General features: G+C 70.4%; 20 protein-coding genes. 11 read left to right on the top strand and 9 right to left on the bottom strand.

All coding sequences use genetic code 11. The annotated features are described in order from the left end of the window. Positions 1-7 precede the first annotated feature (7 nt). From ACT3CF_RS02590 to ACT3CF_RS02575, 4 genes are all read left to right on the top strand, one after another. Positions 8-670 carry a pyrimidine 5'-nucleotidase gene (locus ACT3CF_RS02590; protein ID WP_478420167.1) on the top strand — a complete coding sequence of 221 codons (663 nt, stop codon included), beginning with the start codon at positions 8-10 and terminating at the stop codon, positions 668-670. Position 671: 1 nt separating this feature from the next. Continuing rightward, a complete protein-coding gene (dapD, locus tag ACT3CF_RS02585; protein ID WP_478420166.1) occupies positions 672-1,493 on the top strand; it encodes a 2,3,4,5-tetrahydropyridine-2,6-dicarboxylate N-succinyltransferase in 822 nt (273 codons plus the stop codon). Between the two features lie 275 nt (positions 1,494-1,768). Next, on the top strand, positions 1,769-2,536 hold the full coding sequence (locus ACT3CF_RS02580; RefSeq protein WP_478420165.1) for a tryptophan 2,3-dioxygenase: 768 nt from the start codon (positions 1,769-1,771) through the stop codon (positions 2,534-2,536). Next, on the top strand, positions 2,533-3,663 hold the full coding sequence (locus tag ACT3CF_RS02575) for an aminotransferase class V-fold PLP-dependent enzyme (RefSeq protein ID WP_478420164.1): 1,131 nt from the start codon (positions 2,533-2,535) through the stop codon (positions 3,661-3,663). The genes ACT3CF_RS02580 and ACT3CF_RS02575 overlap by 4 nt, the downstream gene beginning before the upstream one ends. A gap of 22 nt (positions 3,664-3,685) precedes the next feature. On the opposite strand, the gene ACT3CF_RS02570 is transcribed toward ACT3CF_RS02575, so the two are convergent. Together ACT3CF_RS02570 and ACT3CF_RS02565 are read right to left on the bottom strand one after the other, a co-directional pair. Further along, positions 3,686-4,126 carry a CoA-binding protein gene (locus tag ACT3CF_RS02570; RefSeq protein WP_478420163.1) on the bottom strand — a complete coding sequence of 147 codons (441 nt, stop codon included), beginning with the start codon at positions 4,124-4,126 and terminating at the stop codon, positions 3,686-3,688. A 36-nt stretch (positions 4,127-4,162) separates the two neighbouring features. Further along, on the bottom strand, positions 4,163-5,128 hold the full coding sequence (locus ACT3CF_RS02565) for an Mrp/NBP35 family ATP-binding protein (protein ID WP_478420162.1): 966 nt from the start codon (positions 5,126-5,128) through the stop codon (positions 4,163-4,165). 72 nt (positions 5,129-5,200) lie between these two features. Between ACT3CF_RS02565 and hflK the strand changes: the two genes are divergently transcribed. The 4 genes from hflK (at position 5,201) to ACT3CF_RS02545 (ending at position 10,913) form a co-directional block, all read left to right on the top strand. Beyond that, positions 5,201-6,358, top strand: a complete 1,158-nt coding sequence (gene hflK / locus ACT3CF_RS02560; RefSeq protein ID WP_478420161.1) for a protease modulator HflK — start codon at positions 5,201-5,203, stop codon at positions 6,356-6,358. Next, positions 6,355-7,215, top strand: coding sequence for a protease modulator HflC (hflC, locus tag ACT3CF_RS02555; protein ID WP_478420160.1), 861 nt, complete (start codon positions 6,355-6,357; stop codon positions 7,213-7,215). The genes hflK and hflC overlap by 4 nt, the downstream gene beginning before the upstream one ends. A gap of 94 nt (positions 7,216-7,309) precedes the next feature. Then, positions 7,310-8,803 carry a DegQ family serine endoprotease gene (locus ACT3CF_RS02550; RefSeq protein WP_478420159.1) on the top strand — a complete coding sequence of 498 codons (1,494 nt, stop codon included), beginning with the start codon at positions 7,310-7,312 and terminating at the stop codon, positions 8,801-8,803. Positions 8,804-8,963: 160 nt separating this feature from the next. Continuing rightward, complete coding sequence (locus ACT3CF_RS02545; RefSeq protein WP_478420158.1) at positions 8,964-10,913, top strand: OPT family oligopeptide transporter; 1,950 nt, start codon at positions 8,964-8,966, stop codon at positions 10,911-10,913. A 58-nt stretch (positions 10,914-10,971) separates the two neighbouring features. On the opposite strand, the gene ACT3CF_RS02540 is transcribed toward ACT3CF_RS02545, so the two are convergent. From ACT3CF_RS02540 to queF, 3 genes are all read right to left on the bottom strand, one after another. Beyond that, the gene (locus ACT3CF_RS02540; RefSeq protein ID WP_478420157.1) at positions 10,972-12,258 is read right to left on the bottom strand and encodes a glycoside hydrolase family 130 protein; all 1,287 of its coding nucleotides are present in this window, start codon (positions 12,256-12,258) and stop codon (positions 10,972-10,974) included. 43 nt (positions 12,259-12,301) lie between these two features. Continuing rightward, entirely contained in the window at positions 12,302-14,575 is a 2,274-nt protein-coding gene (locus tag ACT3CF_RS02535) for a glycosyltransferase family 4 protein (RefSeq protein WP_478420156.1), read from the bottom strand. Between the two features lie 146 nt (positions 14,576-14,721). Then, a complete protein-coding gene (queF, locus tag ACT3CF_RS02530) occupies positions 14,722-15,168 on the bottom strand; it encodes a preQ(1) synthase (protein ID WP_478420155.1) in 447 nt (148 codons plus the stop codon). 63 nt (positions 15,169-15,231) lie between these two features. Between queF and ACT3CF_RS02525 the strand changes: the two genes are divergently transcribed. The 3 genes from ACT3CF_RS02525 to ACT3CF_RS02515 are packed head-to-tail and all read left to right on the top strand — an operon-like array spanning position 15,232 to position 18,504. Beyond that, a complete protein-coding gene (locus tag ACT3CF_RS02525) occupies positions 15,232-16,089 on the top strand; it encodes a sulfurtransferase (RefSeq protein WP_478420154.1) in 858 nt (285 codons plus the stop codon). Continuing rightward, the gene (gene metC / locus ACT3CF_RS02520) at positions 16,086-17,303 is read left to right on the top strand and encodes a cystathionine beta-lyase (protein ID WP_478420153.1); all 1,218 of its coding nucleotides are present in this window, start codon (positions 16,086-16,088) and stop codon (positions 17,301-17,303) included. Before ACT3CF_RS02525 ends, metC begins: the two co-directional genes overlap by 4 nt. Before the next feature lie 52 nt (positions 17,304-17,355). Then, positions 17,356-18,504, top strand: coding sequence for a GNAT family N-acetyltransferase (locus ACT3CF_RS02515; RefSeq protein ID WP_478420152.1), 1,149 nt, complete (start codon positions 17,356-17,358; stop codon positions 18,502-18,504). Positions 18,505-18,513: 9 nt separating this feature from the next. On the opposite strand, the gene ACT3CF_RS02510 is transcribed toward ACT3CF_RS02515, so the two are convergent. From ACT3CF_RS02510 to ACT3CF_RS02495, 4 genes are all read right to left on the bottom strand, one after another. Then, positions 18,514-20,292 carry a hypothetical protein gene (locus tag ACT3CF_RS02510; RefSeq protein WP_478420151.1) on the bottom strand — a complete coding sequence of 593 codons (1,779 nt, stop codon included), beginning with the start codon at positions 20,290-20,292 and terminating at the stop codon, positions 18,514-18,516. A gap of 87 nt (positions 20,293-20,379) precedes the next feature. Beyond that, positions 20,380-21,987: a hypothetical protein gene (locus tag ACT3CF_RS02505; RefSeq protein WP_478420150.1), complete on the bottom strand. Its 1,608-nt coding sequence runs from the start codon at positions 21,985-21,987 to the stop codon at positions 20,380-20,382. A gap of 4 nt (positions 21,988-21,991) precedes the next feature. Continuing rightward, positions 21,992-23,791 (bottom strand): hypothetical protein, encoded by a 1,800-nt coding sequence (locus tag ACT3CF_RS02500; RefSeq protein WP_478420149.1) that lies wholly within the window; start codon positions 23,789-23,791, stop codon positions 21,992-21,994. A 105-nt stretch (positions 23,792-23,896) separates the two neighbouring features. After that, entirely contained in the window at positions 23,897-25,114 is a 1,218-nt protein-coding gene (locus ACT3CF_RS02495) for an argininosuccinate synthase (protein ID WP_478420148.1), read from the bottom strand. Positions 25,115-25,250: the final 136 nt, after the last annotated feature.

Genomic DNA, 25,250 nt, shown 5'->3' with positions numbered 1-25,250 from the left:
CGCCACGATGCGCGCCGAGCTTTCCCATGTCCGCCACTGGATCTTCGATCTGGACAACACGCTCTATCCTGCGAGCGCCAACCTGTTCGCGCACATCGACGCGCGGATCGGCGAATATGTCCGCAACCTGCTCGATTGCGACGCCGACGAGGCGCACCGCGTGCAAAAGGCCTATTTCCACGCGCACGGCACCACGCTGTCGGGGCTGATGGCCGAACACGGCGTCGATCCGCACCATTATCTCGACTTCGTCCACGACGTCGACATGAGCGCGCTCGCGCACAACGCGCCGCTGGTCGAGGCGCTGGCGCGGCTGCCGGGGCGCAAGCTCGTCTTCACCAACGGCGACGCCCCCTATGCGACGCGCGTGCTCGAACGGCTGGGGCTGCACGACAGCTTCGAGGCGATCCACGACATCCATGCGACCGACTATCGGCCGAAACCCGATCCCCAGGCCTATGCCGGGCTGTGCCAGGCCTATGCGATCGATCCCGCGACGGCGCTGTTCGTCGAGGACATGGCGCGCAACCTCAAACCGGCCAAGGCGATCGGCATGACGACCGTATGGATCGACAACGGGTCCGAACAGACGCCCGATGCCGACCGCAGCTTCATCGACTATACCATTCGCGATCTCGGCGACTGGCTCCACACCATTCTGGAGGACTGACGTGACCGACCTTGCATCCATCATCGATTCGGCTTGGGAAGACCGCGCCAGCCTGGGCTTCGACACCCGGGGCGCCGTGCGCGAGGCGGTGGCCGAGGCGCTCAACCTGCTCGATCGCGGCGAGGCGCGCGTCGCCGAACCGACCGCGCAGGGCGGCTGGCAGGTCAACCAGTGGCTCAAAAAAGCCGTGCTGCTCAGCTTCCGCCTCAACGACAATGCCGTCGTTCCCGGGCCCGAAGGCACCGCCTGGTTCGACAAGGTGCCGTCGAAGTTCACCGGCTGGGGCGAGGCCGCGTTCCGCGCCGCGGGCTTCCGCGCGGTGCCGGGCAGCATCGTCCGCCACGGCGCGCACATCGCCAGGGGCGCGGTGCTGATGCCCAGCTTCGTCAATATCGGCGCCTATGTCGGCGAGGGCACGATGGTCGATACCTGGGCGACCGTCGGCAGTTGTGCGCAGATCGGCCGCAACGTCCACCTCTCGGGCGGCGTCGGCATCGGCGGCGTGCTCGAACCGCTTCAGGCCGATCCGGTCATCATCGGCGACGGCGCGTTCATCGGCGCGCGTTCGGAAGTGGCCGAGGGCGTGCGCGTCGGCGAGGGCGCGGTCCTGTCGATGGGCGTCTATCTCGGTGCCTCGACCAAGATCGTCGATCGCGCGACCGGCCAGGTCTATCGCGGCGAAGTGCCGCCCTATGCGGTGGTGGTGCCCGGCACGCTCCCGTCGGAGGACGGCAAGCCCGGCCTCTATTGCGCGGTGATCGTCAAGACCGTCGACGCCCAGACGCGCAGCAAGACCGGCATCAACGAACTGCTGCGCGACTGACCGGCGCGGCCCCGCCCGGCCCGCGCCCACCCGGCGCGGGTCGTGGGGCGGGTCCGGGGGCGGGTCGGGGGGCGGTCCGGGGCGGCCGCACCGCCTGCCAACGCTGTCCGAAACGCGATTTTCCTACTCGTTCCAAATCGGTTAGGGCTCGGCCCATGCAGCCGCCGACTCGCCCCGTCATGCCCCCGCGCGCCGGTCTTCCGCGCCGCCGGCCGGGCGGGGCGTTACGCGACGTGACCCTAAACTTCCTAAACTTCGCCCTGTGAGGAGCGCCCGTGACCGACGCCCCGATGACCTATGGCCGCTACCTCGCGCTCGACGAACTGCTCGCCGCGCAGCATCCGCTTTCGGATCGCCATGACGAACTGCTGTTCATCATCATCCACCAGACCAAGGAGCTGTGGCTCAAGCAGATGATCGCCGAGATCCTGCTCGCCAAGCAGCTCGTGCGCGACCATCGGCTGATCGAGGCGTACAAGGGGCTGGCGCGCGTCAGCCGCATCCAGGCGGTGATGACGCTCAGCTGGGACGTGCTCGCGACGATGACGCCCAGCGACTATACCCGTTTCCGCAGCGTGCTCGGCACCAGCTCGGGGTTCCAGTCGGACCAGTTCCGCGCGGTCGAGACGCTGCTCGGGCTGCGCGGCGGCGGCGTGCCGGGGCCGCTCACGCGCGAACATGCCGCGCGGCCGAGCCTGTGGGACGACGCCAATGCCGCGCTCGCCGCCGCCGGTTTCGATCTCCCCGCCGCGGTCCTCGATCGCGACTGGACGCAGCCCTATGTCGCGCACGATGCCGTCCGCGCCGCCTGGGGGCAGGTCTATCGCGACACCAACCGTTACTGGGATCTCTATCAGCTCGCCGAAAAGCTGGTCGATATTGACGACGCGCTCGCCACCTGGCGGCACAAGCACGTCCTTACCGTCAGCCGCGTCATCGGCGGCAAGCCGGGCACCGGCGGCACCAACGGCGTCCCCTATCTCGAATCGACGCTCGCCAAGCGCGCCTTCCCCGAACTCTGGGCGCTGCGGACCGACCTGTGACCAGCTACAAGCACCTCTTCCAGCGCGCGATCGCCGCCGATCCCGAACGGCTGCACTTCGCGGCGCACAGCCATCACCTGTGGCCCGACGCGAGCTGGCTCGGCCATCTCGCCGCCTGGGAGGATGCCGCCCGCCTCGCCGACCACAAATGGGGCCGCGTGATGGGCGAGATCTGGCCGGCGGCCCAGCGCCACGTCGCCGACGAGCTGCACCTGCCCGATCCGGCGAGCGTCGTCTTTGCCGCGAACACGCACGATCTGCTGCTGCGCATCGTCTCGGCCTTTCCCGCGGCGCGGCCGCTGCGCATCCTGACGAGCGACGGCGAGTTCCACAGCTTCCGCCGCCAGGCCGCGCGCTGGGAAGAGGCGGGCACCGCTACCGTCACGCGCGTGCCGCTGGCCGATCTGCCCGCGCGCGCCGCCGCGGGCGGGTTCGACCTCGTCTTCGTCAGCCAGGTCCAGTTCGGCACCGGCGCGATCCTCGACGCGGCGGCGATGGCCGCGCTCGCCGGCTGCGCGCGCCCCGACGGTCCCTGGGTGGTGATCGACGGCTATCACGGCTTCATGGCGGTCGAAACCGACCTGTCGGCGCTCGCCGACCGCGTCTTCTATCTCGCCGGCGGCTACAAATATGCGATGGCGGGCGAAGGCGTCGCGTTCCTCCATGCGCCGCCGGGCTATGGCGCGCGCCCGGCGATCACCGGCTGGTATGCCGAGTTCGAGGATCTGGCGCTGCCCCCCGGCCGTGTCGGCTATGCCCCCGATGCGCGCCGTTTCCTCGGTTCGACCTTCGATCCCTCGGGGCTCTATCGCTTCGTCGCGGTGCGCGACATGCTCGCGCGCGAACGGCTCGACACGCGCGCCGTCGGCGCGCATTGCGCGGCGCTGCGCGACCGTTTCCTCGCTGCGGCGACGCTCCCCGCCGAACTGCTCAACCCGCCGTCGGGCGCGGGACCGCAGGCGCGCTTCCTCGCGCTGCGCAGCCCGCACGCCGCCGAATGGCAGCGCACGCTCGCGCGGCACGACGTCATCACCGACGTCCGCGGCGACGTGCTCCGCATCGGCTTCGGTCTCTATCAGGATGCCCGCGACGTCGACGCGCTGCTGGCGATGCTCGCCCGGCTCTGACCGCCGGGCGCCCGGCGCCGGGTCAGGCCCCGGCGTCGGCGATCGGCGCGATGCCCAGCCGGGGGATCTCGATCGCGGGGCAACGGTCCATCACGACCTTCAGCCCCGCCGCCTCGGCGCGCGCGGCCGCGGCCTCGTTGACGACGCCCAACTGCATCCACACCGCTTTCGCGCCCGCCGCGATCGCCGCGTCGACGACCTCGCCCGCCGCTTCCGACCGGCGGAAGATGTCGACCATGTCGATCGGCTCGCCGATCTGCGCGAGCTCGCGAAAGACATATTCGCCATGGATATGCTCGCCGGTGATCTGCGGGTTGACCGGAATCACGCGATAGCCGTGCCGCTGCAGCTCCTCCATCACATGATAGCTCGGCCGGTCGGGCCGGTCCGACGCGCCGACCATCGCGATCGTGCGAATGCCCGTCAGCAGTTCCCGGATATCCTCGTCGCGCGTCAGCACCATCGTCGTTCCTCCTCGTTCGCGCCGGTCCCCGCCCGGTCAGCCGCCATGCGCCGCCAGCCAGCGGTCGACCCCGTCCGCAATGCTCGCGAACGCCGTCGCCTGCGGCCCGTTCCCCGCGGCGGGCGGCTCGCCCGCGTCGGACGCGACGCGGATCGCCATTTCCAGCGGCACCCGGCCCAGGAACGGGATGCCCAGCCGCTCGGCCGCCGCCTCGGCACCGCCCTGCCCGAACGGATCGGACAGGTTGCCGCAATGCGGGCAGACATAGCCGCTCATATTCTCGACCAGCCCGATGATCGGCACGTCCACCTTGCGGAACAGGTCGATCGCGCGCGCCGCGTCGATCAGCGCCAGATCCTGCGGCGTCGACACGATCACCGCGCCTGCGGGCTTGTGCTTCTGGACCATGGTGAGCTGGACGTCGCCGGTCCCCGGCGGCAGGTCGAGCACCAGCACGTCGCGGTCGCCCCAGTCGGCATCGACAAGCTGGCCCAGCGCGCCGCCCGCCATCGGCCCGCGCCACGCGATCGCCTGCCCCTCGGTCACCAGTCCGCCCATCGACAGCACCGGCACGCCGAATCGCGTCTGCACCGGGATCAGCTTTTCGTCGCGCGCCTGCGGGCGGATGCCCTCGACGCCGAACAGCCGCGTCTGCGACGGGCCATAGATGTCGGCGTCGACCAGCCCGACGCGACGCCCGCCGCGCGCCAGCGCAACGGCCAGGTTGGCCGAAAGCGTCGACTTGCCGACGCCCCCCTTGCCGCTCGCCACCGCGATCAGCCGGCGCTGGCGCCGCTCGCTGGTCAGCAGCACGCGCACCTCGCGCACGCCGGGAAAGGCCGCGGCGGCGGCACGCACATCGGCCTCCATCTCGTCGCGCGCAGCGGGGCTCAGCCCGGTGACGTCGAGCACGATGTCGGCCCGGCCCGCCTCGAGCCGAACGGTGGCGCGCCCGGCCGCGATGGGGGCCAGCGCCGTCTGCAAAGGAACGGAATCAGTCATGGAAAGCGCAGATAGGCGCACAATCGGCTTGTGGCACTGTAAATCCGCGCAACGGCACTTATAAAGGCTGTCATGGCGATACGATTGGGCTGGCGCGCACCGGCCGGCAACTTGAACAGTGAGGCGCCCAAGGGCCCTTGGGGCGGCACCGGCGGCGGACCGGGCGGCAACGGCGAGGACGGCGGATCGGGCGATTCGGACCGGGGCGGGCGCGGCAACGGCCCCCGCAACCCCTGGGCCTTCCCGCCCGAGGGCCGGGGCGGCCGCGTCGGCGCGGGACCGCTCGACGAACTGCTCCGGCGCGCACGCGGCGGCGGGGGCGGCAATGGCGGCGGCTTCGGCGGGCTGCCGGGCATGCCCAACAGCAACCGCATGTGGCTGCTGATCGTCGCGGCGCTCGTCGTGATCTGGCTCGGCTTCACCAGCATCCATGCGATCGGCCCGCGCGAGCGCGGCGTCGTGACGCTGGTCGGCCGCTATGCCTACACGCTGGGGCCGGGCATCCAGTTCACCCTGCCCGAACCGTTTCAGAGCGTGCAGACGATCAACGTCGGCAACATCCGCACCGAAAACTTCCCCGCCTCGGGCGAGAACCTGATGCTGACGGGCGACCAGAACATCGTCGACCTCGCCTATTCGGTGCGCTGGGACATCCGCAGCGCCCCCGATTTTGCCTTCCAGCTCGACAACCCGCAGGAAACCGTCCGCGCGACCTCGGAAAGCGCGATGCGCGCGGTGATCGCCAACACCACGCTCAACGAGGCGATCGGCGACGGCCGCGCCAAGATCGAGGCACAGGTCCAGACCGCGATCCAGCAGGTGCTCGACGAATATCATTCGGGCATCCGCATCCAGGGCGTGTCGATCCAGAAGGCCGCCGCGCCGTCACAGGTCGACGAGGACTTCAAGCAGGTCACCGCCGCCCAGCAGGAGGCTCAGGCGAACAAGAACAACGCCAACGCCTATGCCCAGCAGATCCTCGCCGCGGCACAGGGCGAGGCGGCCGAGTTCGACAAGATCTACGAACAATATAAGGCGGCGCCCGAAGTTACGCGGCGGCGGCTTTATTACGAGACGATGGAGCAGATCCTGGCCCGCACCAACAAGGTGATCGTCGAGGCGCCCGGCGTCACGCCCTATCTGCCGCTCCAGGCGATGCGCCGCGCGGCCGAGCCCGACGCCGCCCAGGCCCAGCAGGCCCAACAGGCCCAGCAGGGGGGGCAGAAATGATGACGCGCTGGTATCGCAACCCGATCGGCATCGCCGTTGCCGCGCTGGTCCTGCTCGTGATCCTCGCCACCACGGTGTCGATCGTCCCCGAAACCAAGCAGGCGGTGATCCTGCGGCTCGAACAGCCGCTGCGCACCGTCAATGCCTATCGCCCGGGCGAGCAATATGGCCGTACCCAGGCGGGGCCGATCCTGCTCATCCCGTTCCTCGACCGGGTGGTGTGGGTCGACAAGCGCGTGCTGTCGGTCGATCTGCCCAACCAGGCGGTGCTCTCGACCGACCAGTTGCGGCTCCAGGTCGACGCCTATGCCCGCTTCCGCGTCGTCGATCCGCTGCGCATGGTCGTGACGATCGGCAATGAGGACCGCGTCCGCGAACAGCTTCAGCCGCTTTTCGGCTCGTCGCTCCGCAACGAGCTCGGCCGCCATCCCGCCGCGATCCTGCTCAGCCCCGAACGCGGCCGCGTGATGGAAAATATCCAGGTCGCGCTCCAGCGGCTCGCCGCCCAGTACGGGGTCGAGATCGTCGACGTGCGCATCAAGCAGACCGAGCTGCCCGACGGCGCGCCGCTCACCAGCGCGCTCCAACGCATGGCGACCGCGCGCCGCCAGGAAGCGGCGACGATCCGCGCCCAGGGGCTCAAGGAGGCGCAGATCATCCGCGCCAACGCCCAGGCGCAGGCGGCGCAGATCTATGCCGCGGCGTTCAACAAGGATCCCGCCTTCTACGATTTCTATCGCGCGATGCAGTCGTATCGGAACACCTTCCTCACCCAGGACAAGGACAAGGGCGATACGCAGGTGATCCTGTCGCCGCAGAACGGTTATCTGCGCGAGTTCATGAACGGCAACCGTTGATGCGTGGCCGCCGTTCATATTCAATGAGCGTTCAGCAACCCGGCGCAACACTCCGCGCCGGATGCGATCCCTTCCTTTGAGAGGATATTCTCACGTGCGTTACGCCTACGCCCTTTCGACTGCCCTGATGCTCAGCGGCGCCGCCGCGGTGATGACCCTGCACCAGCCGGCCGGCGCGCAGACGGCGCAGAACGAGCCCGGGACGATCCAGGCCAGCGCCCCGCGTGCCGGCGCGCCGATGAGCTTTGCCGACATGGTCGCCAAGCTTCAGCCGGCGGTGGTCAACATCTCGACGACGCAGCGCGTGCGGGTGAACAACAATCCGTTCGCGGGCACGCCGTTCGAAATGTTCGGCGGCAATGCGCGGCCGACGACGCAGCGGGCGGAATCGCTCGGCTCGGGCTTCATCATCTCGGCTGACGGCTATGTCGTCACCAACAACCATGTGATCTCGGCGGGCACTGCCGGCGCGGTGGTCGAATCGATCACGGTCAAGCTCGCCGACGGCCGCGAGTTCAAGGCGAAGCTGATCGGCCGCGACCAGCCGTCGGACCTCGCGGTGCTCAAGATCGAGGGCAAGGATCTGCCCTTCGTCAAGTTCGGCGATTCGCGCGGCGCGCGCGTCGGCGACTGGGTGGTCGCGATCGGCAACCCGTTCGGCCTGGGCGGCACCGTCACCGCGGGCATCATCTCGGCGACGCACCGCGTCACCGGCGGCGGCGCCTATGACCGCTTCATCCAGACCGACGCCTCGATCAACCGCGGCAATTCGGGCGGCCCGATGTTCGACATGTCGGGTGCGGTGATCGGCATCAACTCGCAGATCCTGTCGCCCACCGGCGGCAATATCGGCATCGGCTTCGCGATTCCCGCCGAACAGGCCAAGCCCGTCATCGACACGCTGATGAAGGGCGCGTCGATCAAGCGCGGCTATCTCGGCATCGCGATGCAGGACGTGAACAAGGACATCGCCGACGCGCTCGGCCTGCCCACCGATCGCGGCACGCTCGTCCAGCGCGTCGAGCCGGGCCAGCCTGCCGAAAAGGCGGGGATCAAGCCGGGCGACGTCATCGTCCGCGTCAACAATCAGAATGTGACGCCCGAACAGACGCTCAGCTACCTCGTCGCCAACCTCGCGCCGGGCACCACCGTCCCGCTCGAGCTGATCCGCGACGGCAAGCGCATGAGCCTCAGCGTGACGCTGGGCACGCGCCCGCCCGAGGATCAGCTCGCGCAGTTCGATCCCGACGACAACAGCGGCGGTGCGCCGGGCGCGGGCGAAACCGCCAGCGCCGCGTCGCTCGGCGTCGCGGTGACGCCGCTCACGCCGCAGATCGCGCAGAGCATCGGCGTCGGGGCGCAGGTTCGCGGCGTCGTGATCGTCCAGGTCGATCCGGAAAGCGACGCCGCCGCCAAGGGCCTGCGCCGCGGCGACGTGATCGTCTCGATCAACCGCACGCCGGTCGCCACCGGCGCCGAAATCGCGCGGCTGGTGTCGGCGGCCAAGGCGGCCGGACGCGGTTCGGTGCTCGTCTATGTCCAGCGCCGCAACAACGGGTCGTTCATCCCGCTCCAGATCGGCGACTGACCGCCCGCGGCGCTTGCCCGCCGGCCTTGCCGCCGCTTCGAAACGCCCGTCTCCGCCCGATTTCGGTGCGGCGGCGGGCGTTTCCGCATCCGGACGTCGCGCCGGGCTGTTCAGCGGCGGGTGAGCGGGGCATAAGCGGCGCGCAGTTGAGGAGGAAAGATTGCCCAAGCCTGCCGCGGCGCGAACGCCGCTTGAACTCACCGTCCGCGGCGTCCTGCTCGGCGGCGCGATCACGCTGCTGTTCACGGCGGCGAATGTCTATCTGGGGCTCAAGATCGGCCTCACCTTCGCCACCTCGATCCCGGCGGCCGTCATCTCGATGGCGGTGCTGCGGATGTTTCCCGATTCGACCATCCTCGAAAACAACATCGTCCAGACGGTGGCGAGCGCGGCCGGAACGCTGGCGGCGATCATCTTCGTCCTGCCCGGGCTGGTGATGATCGGCTGGTGGCAGGGCTTCCCCTATCTCACCACCGCGGCGATCACGATGACGGGCGGGCTGCTCGGCGTGATGTTCTCGGTGCCGCTGCGCCGCGCGCTGATCCTCGATTCGCCCGACCTTCCCTATCCCGAGGGTCGCGCCGCGGCCGAAGTGCTCAAGGTCGGCGCCGAAAGCCGCGACGGCGGCGCCGAAAGCGCGCGCGGGCTCAAGGTGATCGTCGTCAACGCGCTCGCCTCGGGGCTTTTCGCGGTGCTCACGCGCACGCGGCTGGCGGCAGAGGAAGGCGCGGCCTTCTTCAAGCTCGGCAGCGGCGCCAGCGGCATCATCGGCGGGCTGTCGTTCGCGCTGATCGGCGCGGGGCACCTGATCGGGCTCACTGTCGGCATCGCCATGCTCGTCGGCATCGCGATCGGCTGGTGGATCGCACTGCCGATCCTCTCCGCGGGCGTCCCCGGCACCGCCGAGGCGGTCGCGGGGCTGGTGTTCAAGCAGGATGTGCGTTTCCTCGGTGCCGGCGCGATCGGCGTCGCCGCGATCTGGACGCTGCTCAAGATCATCGGGCCGGTGATCGGCGGCATCCGCTCGTCGCTCGCCGCCTCGCGCGCGGCCCGCGGCGGCGAGGGCGTCGCGATCAGCGAGCGCGACCTGCCGATCGGGCTCATCGCGATCGGCACGCTCGCCATGCTCGTGCCGATCGCGTGGCTGTTGTGGGATGTCGTCGCGGGCGGCCCGCTGATGGCGTCGGCGGTCCCGCTGATCGCGGGGTCGCTGCTCTTCATCCTCGTCGCCGGGCTCGTGATCGCGTCGGTGTGCGGCTATATGGCCGGGCTCATCGGCGCGTCGAACAGCCCCGTGTCGGGGATTGGCATCCTTGCCATCCTCGCCTCGTCGCTGCTGCTCGTCGGCATGTTCGGCCGCAACCTCGCGCCGGGCACCACCCAGGCGCTGATCGCCTATGCGCTGATCGTCACCGGCATCGTGTTCGGTATCTCGACGATCTCGAACGACAATCTCCAGGATCTCAAGACCGGCCAGCTCGTCGGTGCGACGCCGTGGAAGCAACAGGTCGCGCTGATGCTCGGCGTCGTGTTCGGCTCGCTCGTGATCCCGCCGGTGCTGTCGGTGCTCAACGCCTCGTTCGGCTTTGCCGGCGTCGCGGGGGCCAGCGCCGATGCGCTTCCCGCGCCCCAGGCGGCGCTGATCTCGTCGCTCGCCAAGGGCGTGCTCGGCGGCGACCTCAACTGGAAGCTGATCTTCATCGGCGCGGGTGTCGGCGCGCTCGTCGTGCTGGTCGACGAACTGCTCGGGCGCACCAGCCGCTATCGCCTGCCGCCGCTCGCGGTCGGGCTGGGCATCTATCTGCCGATGTCGGTGACGCTCACGGTCGTGCTCGGCACGGTGATCGGCTGGTTCTACGACCGTGCCGCCGATCGCGCGCGCGATCCCGAGTTCGTCAAGCGCATGGGCGTGCTGATGGCGACGGGCATGATCGTCGGCGACAGCCTGTTCGGCGTGCTCTACGCCGGCATCGTCTACGAAAGCGGCAGCGAGGCACCGCTCGCGCTCGTCGGCAGCGGCTTTGCTCGCTACGCGCTCGTCGGCGGGACGCTCGCCTTCCTCGCGATCACCGCCGCGCTCTACCGCTACACGCGCACCGCCGCACGCTGATCGCACCGCCCCCTGCTGCACGCGGGCACCTGCCGCGCGCAGCAGGGGGCGTCGCCGCTCACTGCATCGCGTCGAGCAGCGCGCGGATCGGCACAAAGGCGAACGCGACCGAACTGTCGGCGACGCCATAGGGGATGAACAGCCGGTCGCCGTGGCGAAGCGCGCCGCAGCTATAGACGACGTTGGGCACATAGCCCTCGCGGTCCTGATTGGCCGCGGCGAGCAGCGGTTCGGGCGTGCGCGCCAGCACCTTGGACGGGTCGTCCTTGTCGAGCAGCGCGGCGCCGATCGAATATTTGCGCATCGCCCCGACGCCGTGCGTCAGCACCAGCCATCCCTGGTCGATCTCGATCGGCGGCCCGCAATTGCCCATCTGCACCAGCTCCCACGGATGCACCGGCTTCATCAGCATCGTGCCGCCTTCCCAGTGCGTCACGCTGTCGGATGCGTGGAGGAAGATGTTCTCGCCGTCCTGGCGCCCCAGCATCAGGTAACGCCCGCCCACCTTGCGCGGGAACAGCGCCATGCCCTTGTTGCGCGCCGCGCTGCCGGTCATCGGCACCAGGTCGAAACTGCGCCAGTCGCGCGTGCGCATCAGCTCGGACTGGATCCCCGAACCGTTATAGGCGGTATAGGTGCCGATCCATTCGTGGCTGCCGTCGTCGTGCCGGAAATGGCACAGGCGCAGATCCTCGAGTCCGTTCGACTGGGCGCGCGTGATCGGAAAGATCACCGTTCCCGACAGCGTCGAATCGCGGTGCCGATACACCGTCACCGGCCCTTCGGGGACGTGCCGTTCGTCGGCGCCGTGCGCATCGGCGGCGGTGGCAAAGGGCGGCTCCGGCGCCAGCATCAGCTCGTCGTCGGCGGTGATGATTCCCTCGCGGAACGCCACCGACGAGATATGCCCCTCGCCCACCGCGCGCAGCGAGATCAGGATGCGCAGCGCGCCGTCGGGCATTCCGGTCTGGTCGTAATGCGGCACCGCGCTGGGGTTCATCAGCGCGGCGGCGGCATAGCTGTATTCGTGGCAGAAATAGGCGCCGATCAACTGGCGCTTCTCGTCGCCGATCGCCGACGCGTCGAGCCCCAGCAGCGCCTCGATCTGGTCGAACCGCGTCATGAACACGCGCCGCGTCTGCCAATGGCGCGCCTCGAAATCGCGCAGCACCGCGTCGAGCTGCGCGCGCGCCTCGCCCGGCGACATCGCCAGCACCTCGTTGACCAGCCGTTCGGTCCGGCTCGGCGCCGATCCGTTCGACGTCCACCCGATGTGAAACGGCCGCACCACGACGCGCGACGGGTCCGCCCGCAGGCGGAGCGCGTGATTGAACAGTTCGACCATCAACGACCCCGCACCGATCCGCTTCGCGGCCGCGAACCAAGCCTCAAGCGGCCACGCTCCGTCGCGTTGTTGCCACGGTTCCGATGCGCTTTGAAAGAGCCGAAATCGCGCAATTCGCCAGTTGGAGCGCCAGGATCGATTCGGCGCCCTGGTTGCGGTTGAGCCCGGTCGGCATCAACCCGTCGAAACAGCCGCCGTCCTGCGCACTCGCCAGCGGCAGGTCGAGGTCGTTGGCGCCCAGATACCAGCGATAGGCGCGGATCGCCGCGTCCACCCAGCGCGCGTCGCCGGTCGCCTCATGCGCCGCGATGCACGCCTCGATCGTCGCCTGCGCCTCCAGCGGCTGCTGGTCGAACGGCAACGGGTCGGCATAGGGCCGCCCGAAGCTTTCGGTGCCCACCGCGCGGAACCGCCCCTCGGGCGACGTCTGGCGCGCGACGATCCATTCCAGCGTCTCCAGCCCCACCGCGGTGAAGTCGGCACGGCCCAGCACCTTGCCCGCACGCAACAGCGCCTCGGGCAGCCGGGCATTGTCATAGGCGAGCACGATCTCGAACCATTGCCATTCGGGCCGCCGCGCCGCGTCGAGCAGCGCGATCAGCTCGTCGCCGAACCGCGTCAGGATCGCGTTCGACAGGGCATGGCCCGGATGCGCCTCGATCATCGCCGCCGCGCCCAGCATCGCAAAGGCGTGCGCGCGCGGGCTGCCTAGGTCGAGCGCGATCGACGCGCTGTGGTCGAACAGCGCCGATGCCCAGTCGCGGTGCTTCTGCGCCCGCGCGTCGCGGGCGGTGACGCCCAGCGCCCAGATCGTGCGGCCGTTCGAATCCTCCGACCCCACATCCTCGCACCAGCTGCGGTCGAAGTTCATGAAGTTGCGGAACCGCCGCGCCTCGGGGTTCCAGCCATGCTGGACGAACGCGGCATACAGGCTCGTCAGCCGGTCGCGCGTCGCGTCGTCGACCGCCTCGATCCGCGACATCAGGATCAGCGCGCGCGCATTGTCGTCGATGCAATAGCCGTGGCGACGGTCGGGCACCGAATAGATCGCGTGCTGGAGGATACCCGTCGAATCGCTCATCCGCTCGACCGCGCTCAGGTCGGGGGCAAGCGGCGCGAGCCCGGCGCCGTTCATCGTCAGCCGGTGCGGCTGTTCGTCGCGTGCCGCCTCGATCTCCGCCATCGCCTTCTCCGCCAGCTTCGGCCAGGTCATCGTCCGCCCGCGCGCATAGGCGCGGTTCGCCAGCGCCGCCCGCGCGTCCGCATCGCCCAGCAGCCGCCCGATCGCCGCAGCGAACCCCGCGCTGTCGCCGAAATCGACGAGCACGCCGTGCCCGTCGGCCAGGATCTCGGTCGCATGGACATAGGGGGTCGAAATCACCGGCTTGCCCACCCCCACGGCATAGGACAACGTGCCCGAGGTGATCTGCGCCGGGTTGGTATAGGGCGTCACATACAGGTCGGCCGCCTGCAGATAGTCGATCAGCGCGTCATATTCGACAAAGGCGTCGATGAAATCGACATGCCCCGCCACGCCCAGCGTCGCGGCGAGCGCCTTCAGCCGGTCGCGATAGGCCTCGCCCTCGTGCGCGACCAGATTGGGGTGGGTGGCGCCCAGCACGACATAATGCGCGTGCGGATGCGCGGCGACGATCTGCGGCATCGCCGCGATGACGGTTTCGATCCCCTTGTTGGGGGCGAGCAGGCCGAAGGTCAGCACCACCTGGCGCCCCGCCCAGCCGAACCGCGGCTTCATCGTGTCGGGGTCGACCAGCGCGCGGTCGGGAACGCCGTGCGGGATCATCACGATCCGGCGCGGGTCGGCGCCATGGACGCGGCACAGGATCTCGCGCCCCTTCTCGGCCATCACGATCACCCGCGCCGCGCGCCGCAACAGCGCCTCGATCACGCGGCGTTCGTCGGCGCTCGGCTGTTCGAGCACGGTGTGCAGCGTGACGACGACGGGGATCGAGATCCGGTCGGTCAGCGCCAGCAGGAATTCGCCCGCCGCGCCGCCGTAAATGCCATATTCGTGCTGGATCCACAGCGCCTGCGCGCCGCTCGCCTCGATCGCGCGCGCCGCCTCGACATAGGCGCTGCGGTCGTGCTGCGGGATCGCGCGCGTCACCGCGGCGGGATAGTCGTAACGGCCCGGATGGTCGTCCATCGCATAGACATCGACCCGCAAATCGGCGTCGTGCTGAAGCAGGGCGTGGTAGGTGTCGGTCGTATAGGTGGCGATCCCGCACTTGCGCGGCAGAAAATTGCCGATCAGCGCAAGGTGCGTGACGCGCCCACGCTTCGAGAGCTGCGCCATCCCCTGTTCCTTCGCTTCGATATGTCGCGGGCCGGACTGGTCCGTTACACCGTCTCCCAACAACGTCGCCGGTCGATTATGGTTGCGTTACTGCTGCGGCGCAACACGATAGCCTGCGCCGCACCGCAGCAGGACTTCGTCCGGCCTCAGCCGCGGCCGCGATAGCCCGGCACGTCCTGCGCGGGGATCCACATTCCCGCCGGCGGCTCGCCCGACTGCCAGAACACGTCGATCGGAATGCCGCCGCGCGGATACCAGTAACCGCCGATGCGCAGCCATTCGGGCGCCATCTCGCGGAACAGCCGCTCGCCGATGCCGACGGTGCAGTCCTCGTGGAACGCGCCATGGTTGCGGAACGAGCCCAGGAACAGCTTGAGCGACTTCGATTCGACGATCGTCTCGCGCGGGACATAGTCGATCACCAGATGCGCGAAATCGGGCGCGCCGGTGATCGGGCACAGCGACGTGAACTCGGGCACGGCGAACCGCACCAGATAGCGCGTGCCGGGCCGCGGGTTCGGAACATAATCGAGCACCGCTTCCTCGGGCGTGGCGGGAAGCGCGCTGGTCTTGCCAAGATGTTTCGGGTCCATGCGCGCGCATGTAGGGAGCCTGGCCCCTCGACGCCAACCCCCGTCGCGCCTAGAAACGCCGTCATGCAATCGCTGGTCTCCCCGCAATGGCTGGCCGCGGCGCTGGGCGCGCCCGACCTGATCGTCCTCGACGCAAGCTATACCGCCACGCTGCCCGGCGCGCCGGCGCACGATCCGCGCGCCGCCTTCGCGCGCGGGCGCATTCCGGGCGCGCGCTTCCTCGATCTCGACACGCTCGTCGATGCCGCGAGCCCGCTGCCCTCGACGCGCCCCGACCCGGCGCTGGTGGCGGCGCGGCTGACCGCGCTCGGCGTCCCGGCGGGGGCGCGGCTGGTGCTGTATGACGAGGGGCCGCACCATGTCTCGTGCCGCGCCTGGTGGGTGCTGCGTCTCGCCGGGTTCGACGCCGCGCTGCTCGACGGTGGCCTTGCCGCGTGGCGCGCCGAGGGGCGCCCGCTCGACAGCGGTGACGCCGCGCCTGTCGCACCGACGGTCCCGCCGCTCGCCGCTGCCGCGCCGCTGGCGCAGGTCCGCACGCTCGCCCAGATGCAGGCCAATCTCGCCAGCCGTGCCGAACAGGTCGCCGACGCCCGCTCGGCCGCGCGCTTCACCGGCGCCGAAAGCGACCCGCGCCCCGGCTGCGCCGCGGGGCACATTCCCGGTGCGCGCAGCCTTCCCTATTCGCGCTTCTTCGAGGCTGACGGCCGCTGGAAACAGCCCGACGCGATCGCGCGCTGCTTCGCCGATGCGGGAATCGACCCCGCGCGTCCGCTCGTCGCCACCTGCGGATCGGGGATCACCGCCGCGGTGATCGTGTTCGCCGCGCACCTGCTCGGCCACGACGCCGCGCTCTATGACGGCAGCTGGACCGAATGGGGGAGCGATCCCGCCACACCCAAGGCGCTGGGAGACGCGGCATGAGCGCGCGCGACCCCCACGGCCCGGACGACGGCCTGCCCCCGATCGGCGACGCGACGCGGCTCGTCACCGGCGGCCGCCGCCCCGAATGGACCGCCGGCATCGTCAACCCGCCCGTCTGGCGCGCCTCGACGATCGTCTACGATTCGGTCGCCGAGATGCGCGCGCGCCACGCGGACACGCACCACCGCCTCTATTACGGGCGGCGCGGCACGCCGACGCAATGGGCGCTCGCCGATGCGCTGACCGCGCTCGAACCGGGTGCCGAGGCGACCCTGCTCTATCCCTCGGGCCTCGCTGCGGTCACCACCGCGCTGCTCGCGGTACTCGCGCCCGGCGACGAGCTGCTCGTCCCCGACACCGCCTATGAGCCCACGCGTGCCTTTGCCGCCGGGATGCTGCGGCGGCTGGGGATCACCACGCGCTTCTACGATCCGCTGATCGGCGGCGGCATCGCCGCGCTGTGCACCGAGCGCACGCGCGCGATCTTCCTCGAAAGCCCCGGCAGCCTGACCTTCGAGGTTCAGGATGTTCCCGCGATCGTCGCCGTCGCCCGCGCGCGCGGCATCACCACGCTGATCGACAACACCTGGGCGACGCCGCTCTTCCTGCCCGCGATCGCGATGGGGGTCGATTATTCGATCCTCGCCTGCACCAAATATGTCGTCGGCCATTCGGACGTGATGCTCGGCTCGGTCACCGCGGCCGAGGGGCGCTATGCCCGGCTGCGCGACACCAGCTACGAGCTCGGCCAGATGGCCAGCCCCGACGACGCCTGGCTCGGCAGCCGCGGGCTGCGCACCATGGGCGTCCGGCTCAAGGCCCAGGGCGCCGCCGCGCTGCGCATCGCCGAATGGCTCGCCACCCGGCCCGAGGTCGCGCGCGTGCTCCATCCCGCGCTTCCCGGCTGCCCCGGCCACGACATCTTCGTCCGCGATTTCCGCGGCAGTTCGGGGCTGTTCGCCTTCGTCCTCAACGGCGGCGACGACGCGGCGCGCACCGCGCTGCTCGACGGGCTGCGCCATTTCGGCCTCGGCTACAGCTGGGGCGGCTATGAAAGCCTCGCCATCCCTGCCGACCCCCAGCGCATCCGCAGCGCGGTGCCCTGGCAGGCGGAGGGGCCGCTCGTCCGCCTTCAGATCGGGCTCGAGGAACCCGACGACCTGATCGCCGATCTCGAGGCCGGGCTCGCCCGCTTCGCCGCCGCGCGGCGGTGAGGCGGCGGGGCCCCCTTGCCGCGGCGGGGGGTGCGTCCCTAATTTGCGGACCGTGACTGCTGCCAGCCAGACCGCCCGGATCGCCGACGGCGTGCGCGCCGTCCCCGCGGCCGATTGGGACGCCTGCGCCGGCACCGCCAATCCCTTCGTCGCGCACGCCTTCCTCGCCGCGCTCGAGGAATCGGGCTCGGTCGGCGGCAATTCGGGGTGGCAGGCGCTGCCGATCGTCATCGACGATGCCGACGGGCGGCCGATCGCCGTCGCCCCCGCCTATGCCAAGGCGCACAGCCATGGCGAATATGTGTTCGACCATGGCTGGGCCGAGGCGTGGGAGCGCGCGGGCGGCGCCTATTATCCCAAGCTCCAGGTCGCGGTTCCCTTCACCCCCGTGCCCGGCCCGCGCCTGTTGCTGCGCCCCGACGCGGCGCCCGTCCACGCCGCCGCGCTCGTCGCCGCGCTCGAGGCGGTGACCGACCGGAACCGCCTGTCCTCGGCGCACGCGACCTTCGTCGCGCCCGATCAGGTCGATGTCTTTTCGGCCGCGGGCTGGCTCGTCCGCACGGGCGTCCAGTTCCACTGGGCCAATGCCGGCTATGCCGATTTCGACGATTTCCTCGCCGCGCTCGCCAGCCGCAAGCGCAAGGCGATCCGCAAGGAACGCGCCGCCGCGGTCGCGGGGCTTACCATCCGCCACCTCACCGGCGCCGATCTGACCGAAGCCGCGTGGGACGCGTTCTGGACCTTCTATCAGGATACCGGCGCGCGCAAATGGGGCCGCCCCTATCTCACCCGGCGCTTCTTCTCGCTGCTCGGCCGGACGATGGCCGATCGCGTGCTGCTGATCCTTGCCGAGCGCGACGGCCGCCCGATCGCGGGCGCGCTCAACCTCATCGGCGCGGACACGCTCTACGGCCGCTACTGGGGCGCGACCGAGGAGGTGCCCTTCCTCCATTTCGAGCTGTGCTATTATCAGGCGATCGAGGCGGCGATCGCGCGCGGGCTCGCCCGGGTCGAGGCGGGGGCGCAGGGCGAGCACAAGCTCGCGCGCGGCTATGTCCCCGTCACCACCTATTCGGCGCACTATATCCCCGACCGCGGCTTCCGCGCGGCGGTCGCCGACTTCCTCGCGCGCGAACGCGCCGCGGTCGAACGCGAACAGGCGTTCCTGGGCGAGCTCGCCCCCTTCCGCCGCGACGGCTGACGCCGGCGATCAGCGCGCGGCGTGGCCCCGGTCGCCCCGCGCGGCGGGTGCGCCGCCCTTGGCCGCGGCCCCGCCCTTGTGCGCCGCCCCGCCCTTGGGCGTTGCGGAGGCCGTCGGCGTCGGCAGCGGCGAGGGCACCGGCGACGGCCGCACCATCTGGCGCCCGTCGGTCAGGATATAGTCGCGCTCCCAGCGCGGCACCGGCAGCTCGCCCGGCCGGATCACCGGCGGCGGCACGCGATGGTCGACGCGGAACAGCGCGCTCGATCCGTCGCGCCACACCGGCACCAGCCCCTGTTCGAACCGCGGGTCATATTTGGGCGGACGGATCATCCACACATAGTCGAAGGCGTCGCGCGGAAAGCGCGCCAGCGCCCAGGCCACCGGCCGCCACCATTCGCGCGGGCACTGGACGTCGGTGACGATCTGCGACGGGTCGTGCGAAAAGCGCTTGGCCGCGGCATAGCGCACCGTCAGCAACTGCCCGCCCGCCATCGACCATTGGTCGTTGGTATAGGCCAGCCGCCGTTCGAGCGCGAGCGCGGGAACGTGCTGCAGCCGCGTCATCTGCCATTCGTTGAAACAGGTCTCGCCGACGAACGTCACCAGCCGCGCGCCGACCGGCAGATGGTCGAGCGCCTTCAGCTCGCGGTCATAGGACTGGTCGTACAGCCAGAAGCTGTATGTCGTCGCCGCGATCCGCACGGTGAAAAAGGCCAGCCCCAGCGCCGCGATCATCCCCGCGCGGCGCATCGACACGCCCGGCTTGGGCCGGATCGCCAGGATCGCGATCGCCACCATGAACGGCACCAGCCGCATGTCGGCATAGGCCGATCCGAACACGATGCGCGGCAGCAGCAGATAGACCGCCAGCAGGAACAGCGCCGACAGCGACAGGTTGCGCGAATACTGGATGTTGGGGTCGCGCACCGCGCGCAGCAGCAGCAGCACGAGCACGCCGACCGAAGCGAGGTCGAAAAGCTGCCAGCGGTCGCGGAAGAGCTGGACGAACCACAGCGTCTTGGCGCGCCAGTTGAACCAGTCGCCCGTCTGCCCCGAAACATGGTCGCCCGATCGCCACATCAGCATCAGCAGCGCGGGCGGCGCCAGCGGCAGGCAGTGGATGCCCGCGATGAACCACGGCTGCACCCAGGCGGCGACAAAGCCCTGACCGCGCCGCCGGTCATGCTCGCGGATCAGCTCGGCCGAAAAGGCGAGCACGCCCAGCAGCCCCCAGCCAAAGGTGTGCGCGACCCAGATCGCCATCGACACCGGCAGGAAGATCGCGGCGCGCAGGCGGAAATGCCCCAGCCGCGCCAGCCGCAGCCACCATCCGAACGCGATCAGCGCCAGCGCCATCGACAGCGCGAAGTTCACGAAGCCGAAATGGAACGGGAAGCTGTAGGCGATCGGCAGCGCGAACAGCGCGGTCGCGGGAATGCGCCCATGCACCTCGCGCGCGATCATCAGCAGCCCGGCGACGGTCATCGCCGGAATCGAAATGACGATCAGCTTCACCGCGGGCTCGAGCCCCATCAGCTTCGACAGCGGGATGACGAGCAGGTCGACGCCCAGATTGCCCATCAGGCTCCAGTGGAAGTCATACCATTGCTGGAGAAAGGGATATTGGTCGTACACGAACTGGACGCGATACCGGCCCATATGGCCCGGCAGGTCGACCAGCGGCGGAATGTCCGGCCACAACAGCGGAATCATGGCCATGACCGTGGCTACCGCCACGAACCACCGCGTCTGCCACCAATGCAGTGCTTCTTCGCCCCTTTGCATCGGCCGCTTCTAGTGCGGCGCGTGCCCCGGGGACAAGCGGCTCCGTTCGATTCGATACAGGCGGCCGGCGCCCGCGCGCAGCCCCGGTCAGCGCGGCCGCGCGGCGGCGGCGTCGGCGTCGGGCCGGACGGCCCCGGCGCGCGCCGGGATCACGCGGTAAAGCGCCGAAACGCCGTTCTGCCATTCCAGCACGACGTCGGGGGCCAGCCGCGCATGCGGGGGAAAGCCCATCGTCCAGACGCGCGTATAGAGCCCGCGATCGAACGCTGCGGCGGCGCCGTTGAGGTCGAACTGATGGTCGGGGCAGTCGGCGGGATAGAGGATCTGCGACGGGTCGGCGGTCAGCACGCCCCTGTGCGGCGTGCGCAGCAATTGCTGGCCGGGCAGCGTCCACTGGCCGTTCTCGAAGATCTCGCGGCGGACGATGGCCATGCCCGCGACGTGCGACAGCCGGTCGCTGCGCCAGTCGGTGCAGCCCTCGCGCACCAGCACCAGCACCGCCGCGCCGCGCGGCAGCCGGTCGACCGCCGCCAGCGCCTGCGACTGGGTCTGGGCATAAAGGAGCAGCGCCGCCGCCGTCGTCAGCGTCCGCACGACGAAGAATCCGGCGGCGAACAGCGCCAGCATCGCGGCTGCGCTCCGGGCCGAGCCGGGCGCCTCACCGGGAGCCTCACCGGGCAGGGGCCTGCGGGCGCGCAGTCCGGCAAAGCCGATCGCCAGCGCGACGGGCAGCATCCGCATGTCGACATAGGCGCCGCCGAGCAGCAGGCGCGGCAGCATCAGGAACGCCGCCAGCCCGATCAGCATCGCCGCGCCGGCGGCGGCGTCGTAGCGCAGCCTGCCGCTGCGCCAGCCCGTCCATGCGGCGGCATAGATCAGGAACGCGGCGATCACGTCATAGCCCTGCCAGCGCTCGCGCAGCAGCGAGAGGAACCAGACGAGCTTCGCCGTCGCGGTCCATTCGGCGCCCAGCCCGCCGCCATGCGGCGCGGCGGCGAGCATCGCCACCACCGGCGAGCCGAGCAGCGCCGCCCACAGCGTCGCGGCCGCGAGCGCATGCCGCCAGTCGGCGCCGGTGCGGCGGCGCTCGGCCAGCTCGGCGGCAAAGGCGATCAGCCCGAACAGTCCCCAGCCGAAGCTGTGCGCGATCCACAGCACCCATGATACCGGCACGAACAGCAGCGCGCGCTGCCGCACGCGGCCGGCGCGGCCCATCGCGATCCAGCTTGCGAGCGCGTGGAGCGCCAGCGTCGCCGACAGCATGAAATTGACGAAACCGAACTGGAACGGCCAGCTATAGACCAGCGGAAAGCCCAGCGCCGCGCCGGGGGCGAGCCGCCCCGCATCGGCGCCCGTCCCGCTCGCGCGCGACAGCCGGATCAGCCCCCATACCCATAAAGGCGGGATCGCGACGATCGCCAGCTTGGCGGCCAGCGGCGCGGGGATCAGCGGCGCCAGCGCCTCGACGATCAGGTCGACGCCCAGATTGCCGATCAGCCCCCATTCGAACTGCCAGTGGCGCGCGAGCAGCGGCGAACCGGCCAGGTGCGCAGCGATGTGATAGCGGCCGATATGCCCCGGCACGTCGGTCAGCGGCGGCACCGCCGGGATCAGCAGCGGGACGGCGGCGAGTAGCATCGCGGCCAGCGCGAAGCCCCGGCTTTCCCACCATGGCGTTCGGGCGGGCACGGGCATCGCGTCAGCGGCTCCGCACGATGCGATAGAGGCGCGGGCCGCTGCGCGCGGCGTCGATCGGCGCGAGCCAGGCGGGCGGGCGGCCCGCGTCCAGCGCGGCGGCCAGCGTGTCGGGCGACGCCGCGCCGGGCGCGCGCGCCGGGGGCTCGTCCGGCACGCCGGGGCAGAAGGCGACATAGTCGATCCCCCAGGCGCGCGCGATCGTCTCCGAACGCGCGGCGGGGCCTTGGAAAAAGTCGAACATCGCGCGATTGCCCTCGCGGTTGCGGTGATAGGGTCCGGCGAGCAGCCGGTGCGGCGTCGCGGCGAGCGCGAAGCCGCTGAGGTCGATCGGCGCGACGAGCACGCCGGGCGGCAGCGCCGCGATCCGCGCGAGCGCCGCGGGATCGGTACAGTCGCGCGCGGCGGCGGCGGCGCCCGCCGGGTCGGCGGCGGCGCGGCGGCTCGCGGCGGGGATCAGCGCCGCCGCCGCGATCGGATAGAGGATTCCCGCCGAGGCGATCCAGGCGGGGACGAGCGGCCAGCCGCGGCGCCGTGCGGCGTCGATCATCGCCGCGAGCGCAGGGGCGGCAAGCAGCGCGGCGGCATAGGCGCCCCGCAGCGTCGCGAGCGCGAGCAGCACCGCCCCGGCAAGCAGCAGCGCCAGCGCGCGCCGGGCCGCGAGACCGTCCGCGTCCGGGGCTTCGCCGGCCGCATCACGCGGCAGCATCGCGCCCCAGGCCGCTGCGGCGAGCCCGGCGATCGCAAGGCCCAGATAGCCGATCGCGTTCGTCGCGGGTGCGGTGCGCACCGATTGCGCCTCGGCCACCTGCGCCAGCCATTGTCGCGCCAGCACCGGGTCGACCGCGCCATAGGGATCGCGGCACGCGGGCGCGACGGCGATCACCAGCGCCGGCACGGCGATCCCCGCGGCGGCGAGCGCCAGCGCGCGCGTCCGTGGCCCCGCCCCCGCCAGCGCGACGGCGGCGAGCGCCAGTCCGCCGGTCGCGCCCAGCATCGCCGCGCGCCACGCGGTCGCGGTAAAACCGTCACAGGCGGGATAGTCCCAGGCGAGCGGACGCAGCAGCGCGGCGGCGGCGGTCAGCCCCAGCACCAGCGCGACCGTCTGTCCGGCGAGCAGCGGCGCCGCCGCCCTCCCCTGCCGCAGCCAGCGCCACGCGACGATCGCTGCGGCCAGCGCGAGCAGCGGCGCGGTCTCGAGCCCGATCGCGATCGACAGCGCGCCCGCCAGCCCCGCCGCGATCCCCTCGCCCAGCGCGGCGCGGCGCCCGGGCGGCGGCGCGATCGCCGGCGTCGCCGCGACGAGCAGCAACAGCATCTGCAACCCGTGATGGTCGATCCGGCCGGGCAGGAAAATCGTCGTCGCGGGATAGGCGAGGCTCGCGACGAGCATCGTCGTTGTAGGCGACGAACCGGTGCGCCATCCGAGTCTCGCGATCAGCAGCAAAACGCACGCGAACAGCAGGATCGGCACCGCGATCACGGCGATTCGTTCGGCGATCGGGGTGCCGAATGCGGGTTTCAGCATGGCATTGAGCGCCGCGGGCGCCAGGTCGGCGACGCGGCTCCAGTGCATCGCCAGCCCCGGCGGCGCGCCCAGCCGGTGCTGGCTCAGGTCGGCGAATGCCTGCCCGCCCAGCCAGTCGCGCACCTGCTGCAGCCGCGCGGCATCGTCGGTGTCGGGCAGCCGCAACGCCATCAGCGCCGCCCGGTCCTGCCACGCCCAGACGCTCCCCAGCCCCGCCGCGAGCACCGCCGCAAGGCCGCCATAAGGCCGGAATCGAAAGGGCGCGCGCGCAGCCATCGCCCTGCGCTAGCCGAGCATGGTTAACGTCGCTTTACCGCGCTTTTCAGCGGGTTTGCGCATGGACGGGGTCGCGACGCCGCCGCCCCGCCCATGCGTGCGGATTCAGCGGTCGCGGCGACCGAGCAGGCGCAGGCGCAGCGCGTTGAGCTTGATGAAGCCCGCCGCGTCACGCTGATCATAGGCGCCCTGATCGTCCTCGAAGGTGACGACCTTCTCGCTGTACAGGCTGTCGGGCGACTGGCGGCCGATCACATGCACGCCGCCCTTGTACAGCTTCAGCCGGACCGTGCCGTTGACCTTGGCCTGGCTGTGATCGATCGCCGCCTGCAGCATCTCGCGCTCGGGGCTGTACCAGAAGCCGTTATAGATCAGCTCGGCATAGCGCGGCATCAGCTCCTCCTTCAGGTGCGCAGCGCCACGGTCGAGCGTCAGCTGCTCGATCGCGCGGTGCGCGGCGTGCAGGATCGTGCCGCCCGGCGTCTCGTACATGCCGCGGCTCTTCATGCCGACGAAGCGGTTCTCGACCAGGTCGAGCCGGCCGATGCCGTGCTCGCGGCCCAGCTCGTTGAGGTGCGCGAGCAGCGTCGCGGGCGACAGCGGATTGCCGTCGATCGCGACCGCGTCGCCCTTTTCGAAATGGATCGTGACGATGTGCGGCGTGTCGGGCGCATCCTCGGGATTGACGGTGCGCGAGAAGACGTAATCGGGCACTTCCTCCCACGGATCCTCGAGCACCTTGCCCTCGGACGAGGTGTGGAGAAGGTTCGCGTCGGTCGAGAACGGCGCCTCGCCGCGCTTGTCCTTGCTGACCGGAATCTGGTGCTTTTCGGCGAATTCGATCAGCTTGGTACGGCTGGTCAGATCCCATTCGCGCCACGGCGCGATCACCTTGATGTCGGGGTTGAGCGCGTAATAGCCCAGTTCGAAACGCACCTGGTCGTTGCCCTTGCCGGTCGCGCCATGGCTGACGGCGTCGGCGTTGACGAGCTTGGCGATCTCGATCTGGCGCTTGGCGATCAGCGGCCGCGCGATCGACGTGCCGAGCAGGTACAGCCCTTCATACTGCGCATTCGCGCGCATCATCGGGAACACGAAATCGCGGACGAATTCCTCGCGCAGGTCGTCGATGAAGATGTGCTCGGGCTTCACGCCCATCATCTCGGCCTTCTTGCGCGCAGGCTCGAGTTCCTCGCCCTGGCCGAGATCGGCGGTGAAAGTCACCACCTCGCATCGATATTCCTGCTGCAGCCACTTCAGGATCACGCTGGTGTCGAGCCCGCCCGAATAGGCGAGGACAACGCGATTGATCGAATCGGACATGGGTAGGCGACTCCAAAGATGGTGCAGCAGCAGGATGGAAACGCTGCGCCGTCTAGGACCGCGGGAACGCGCGCGCAACCATCGCGTTGTCCCGAAGCGCGGGACAGGCGCCTTGCGGTCCGGCCGCGGCGCCCGC

This window comes from Sphingomonas chlorellae (assembly GCF_056485145.1).
Note: the sequence above shows the minus strand (reverse complement) of the source record. Positions and strands in the feature narration are given on the sequence as shown.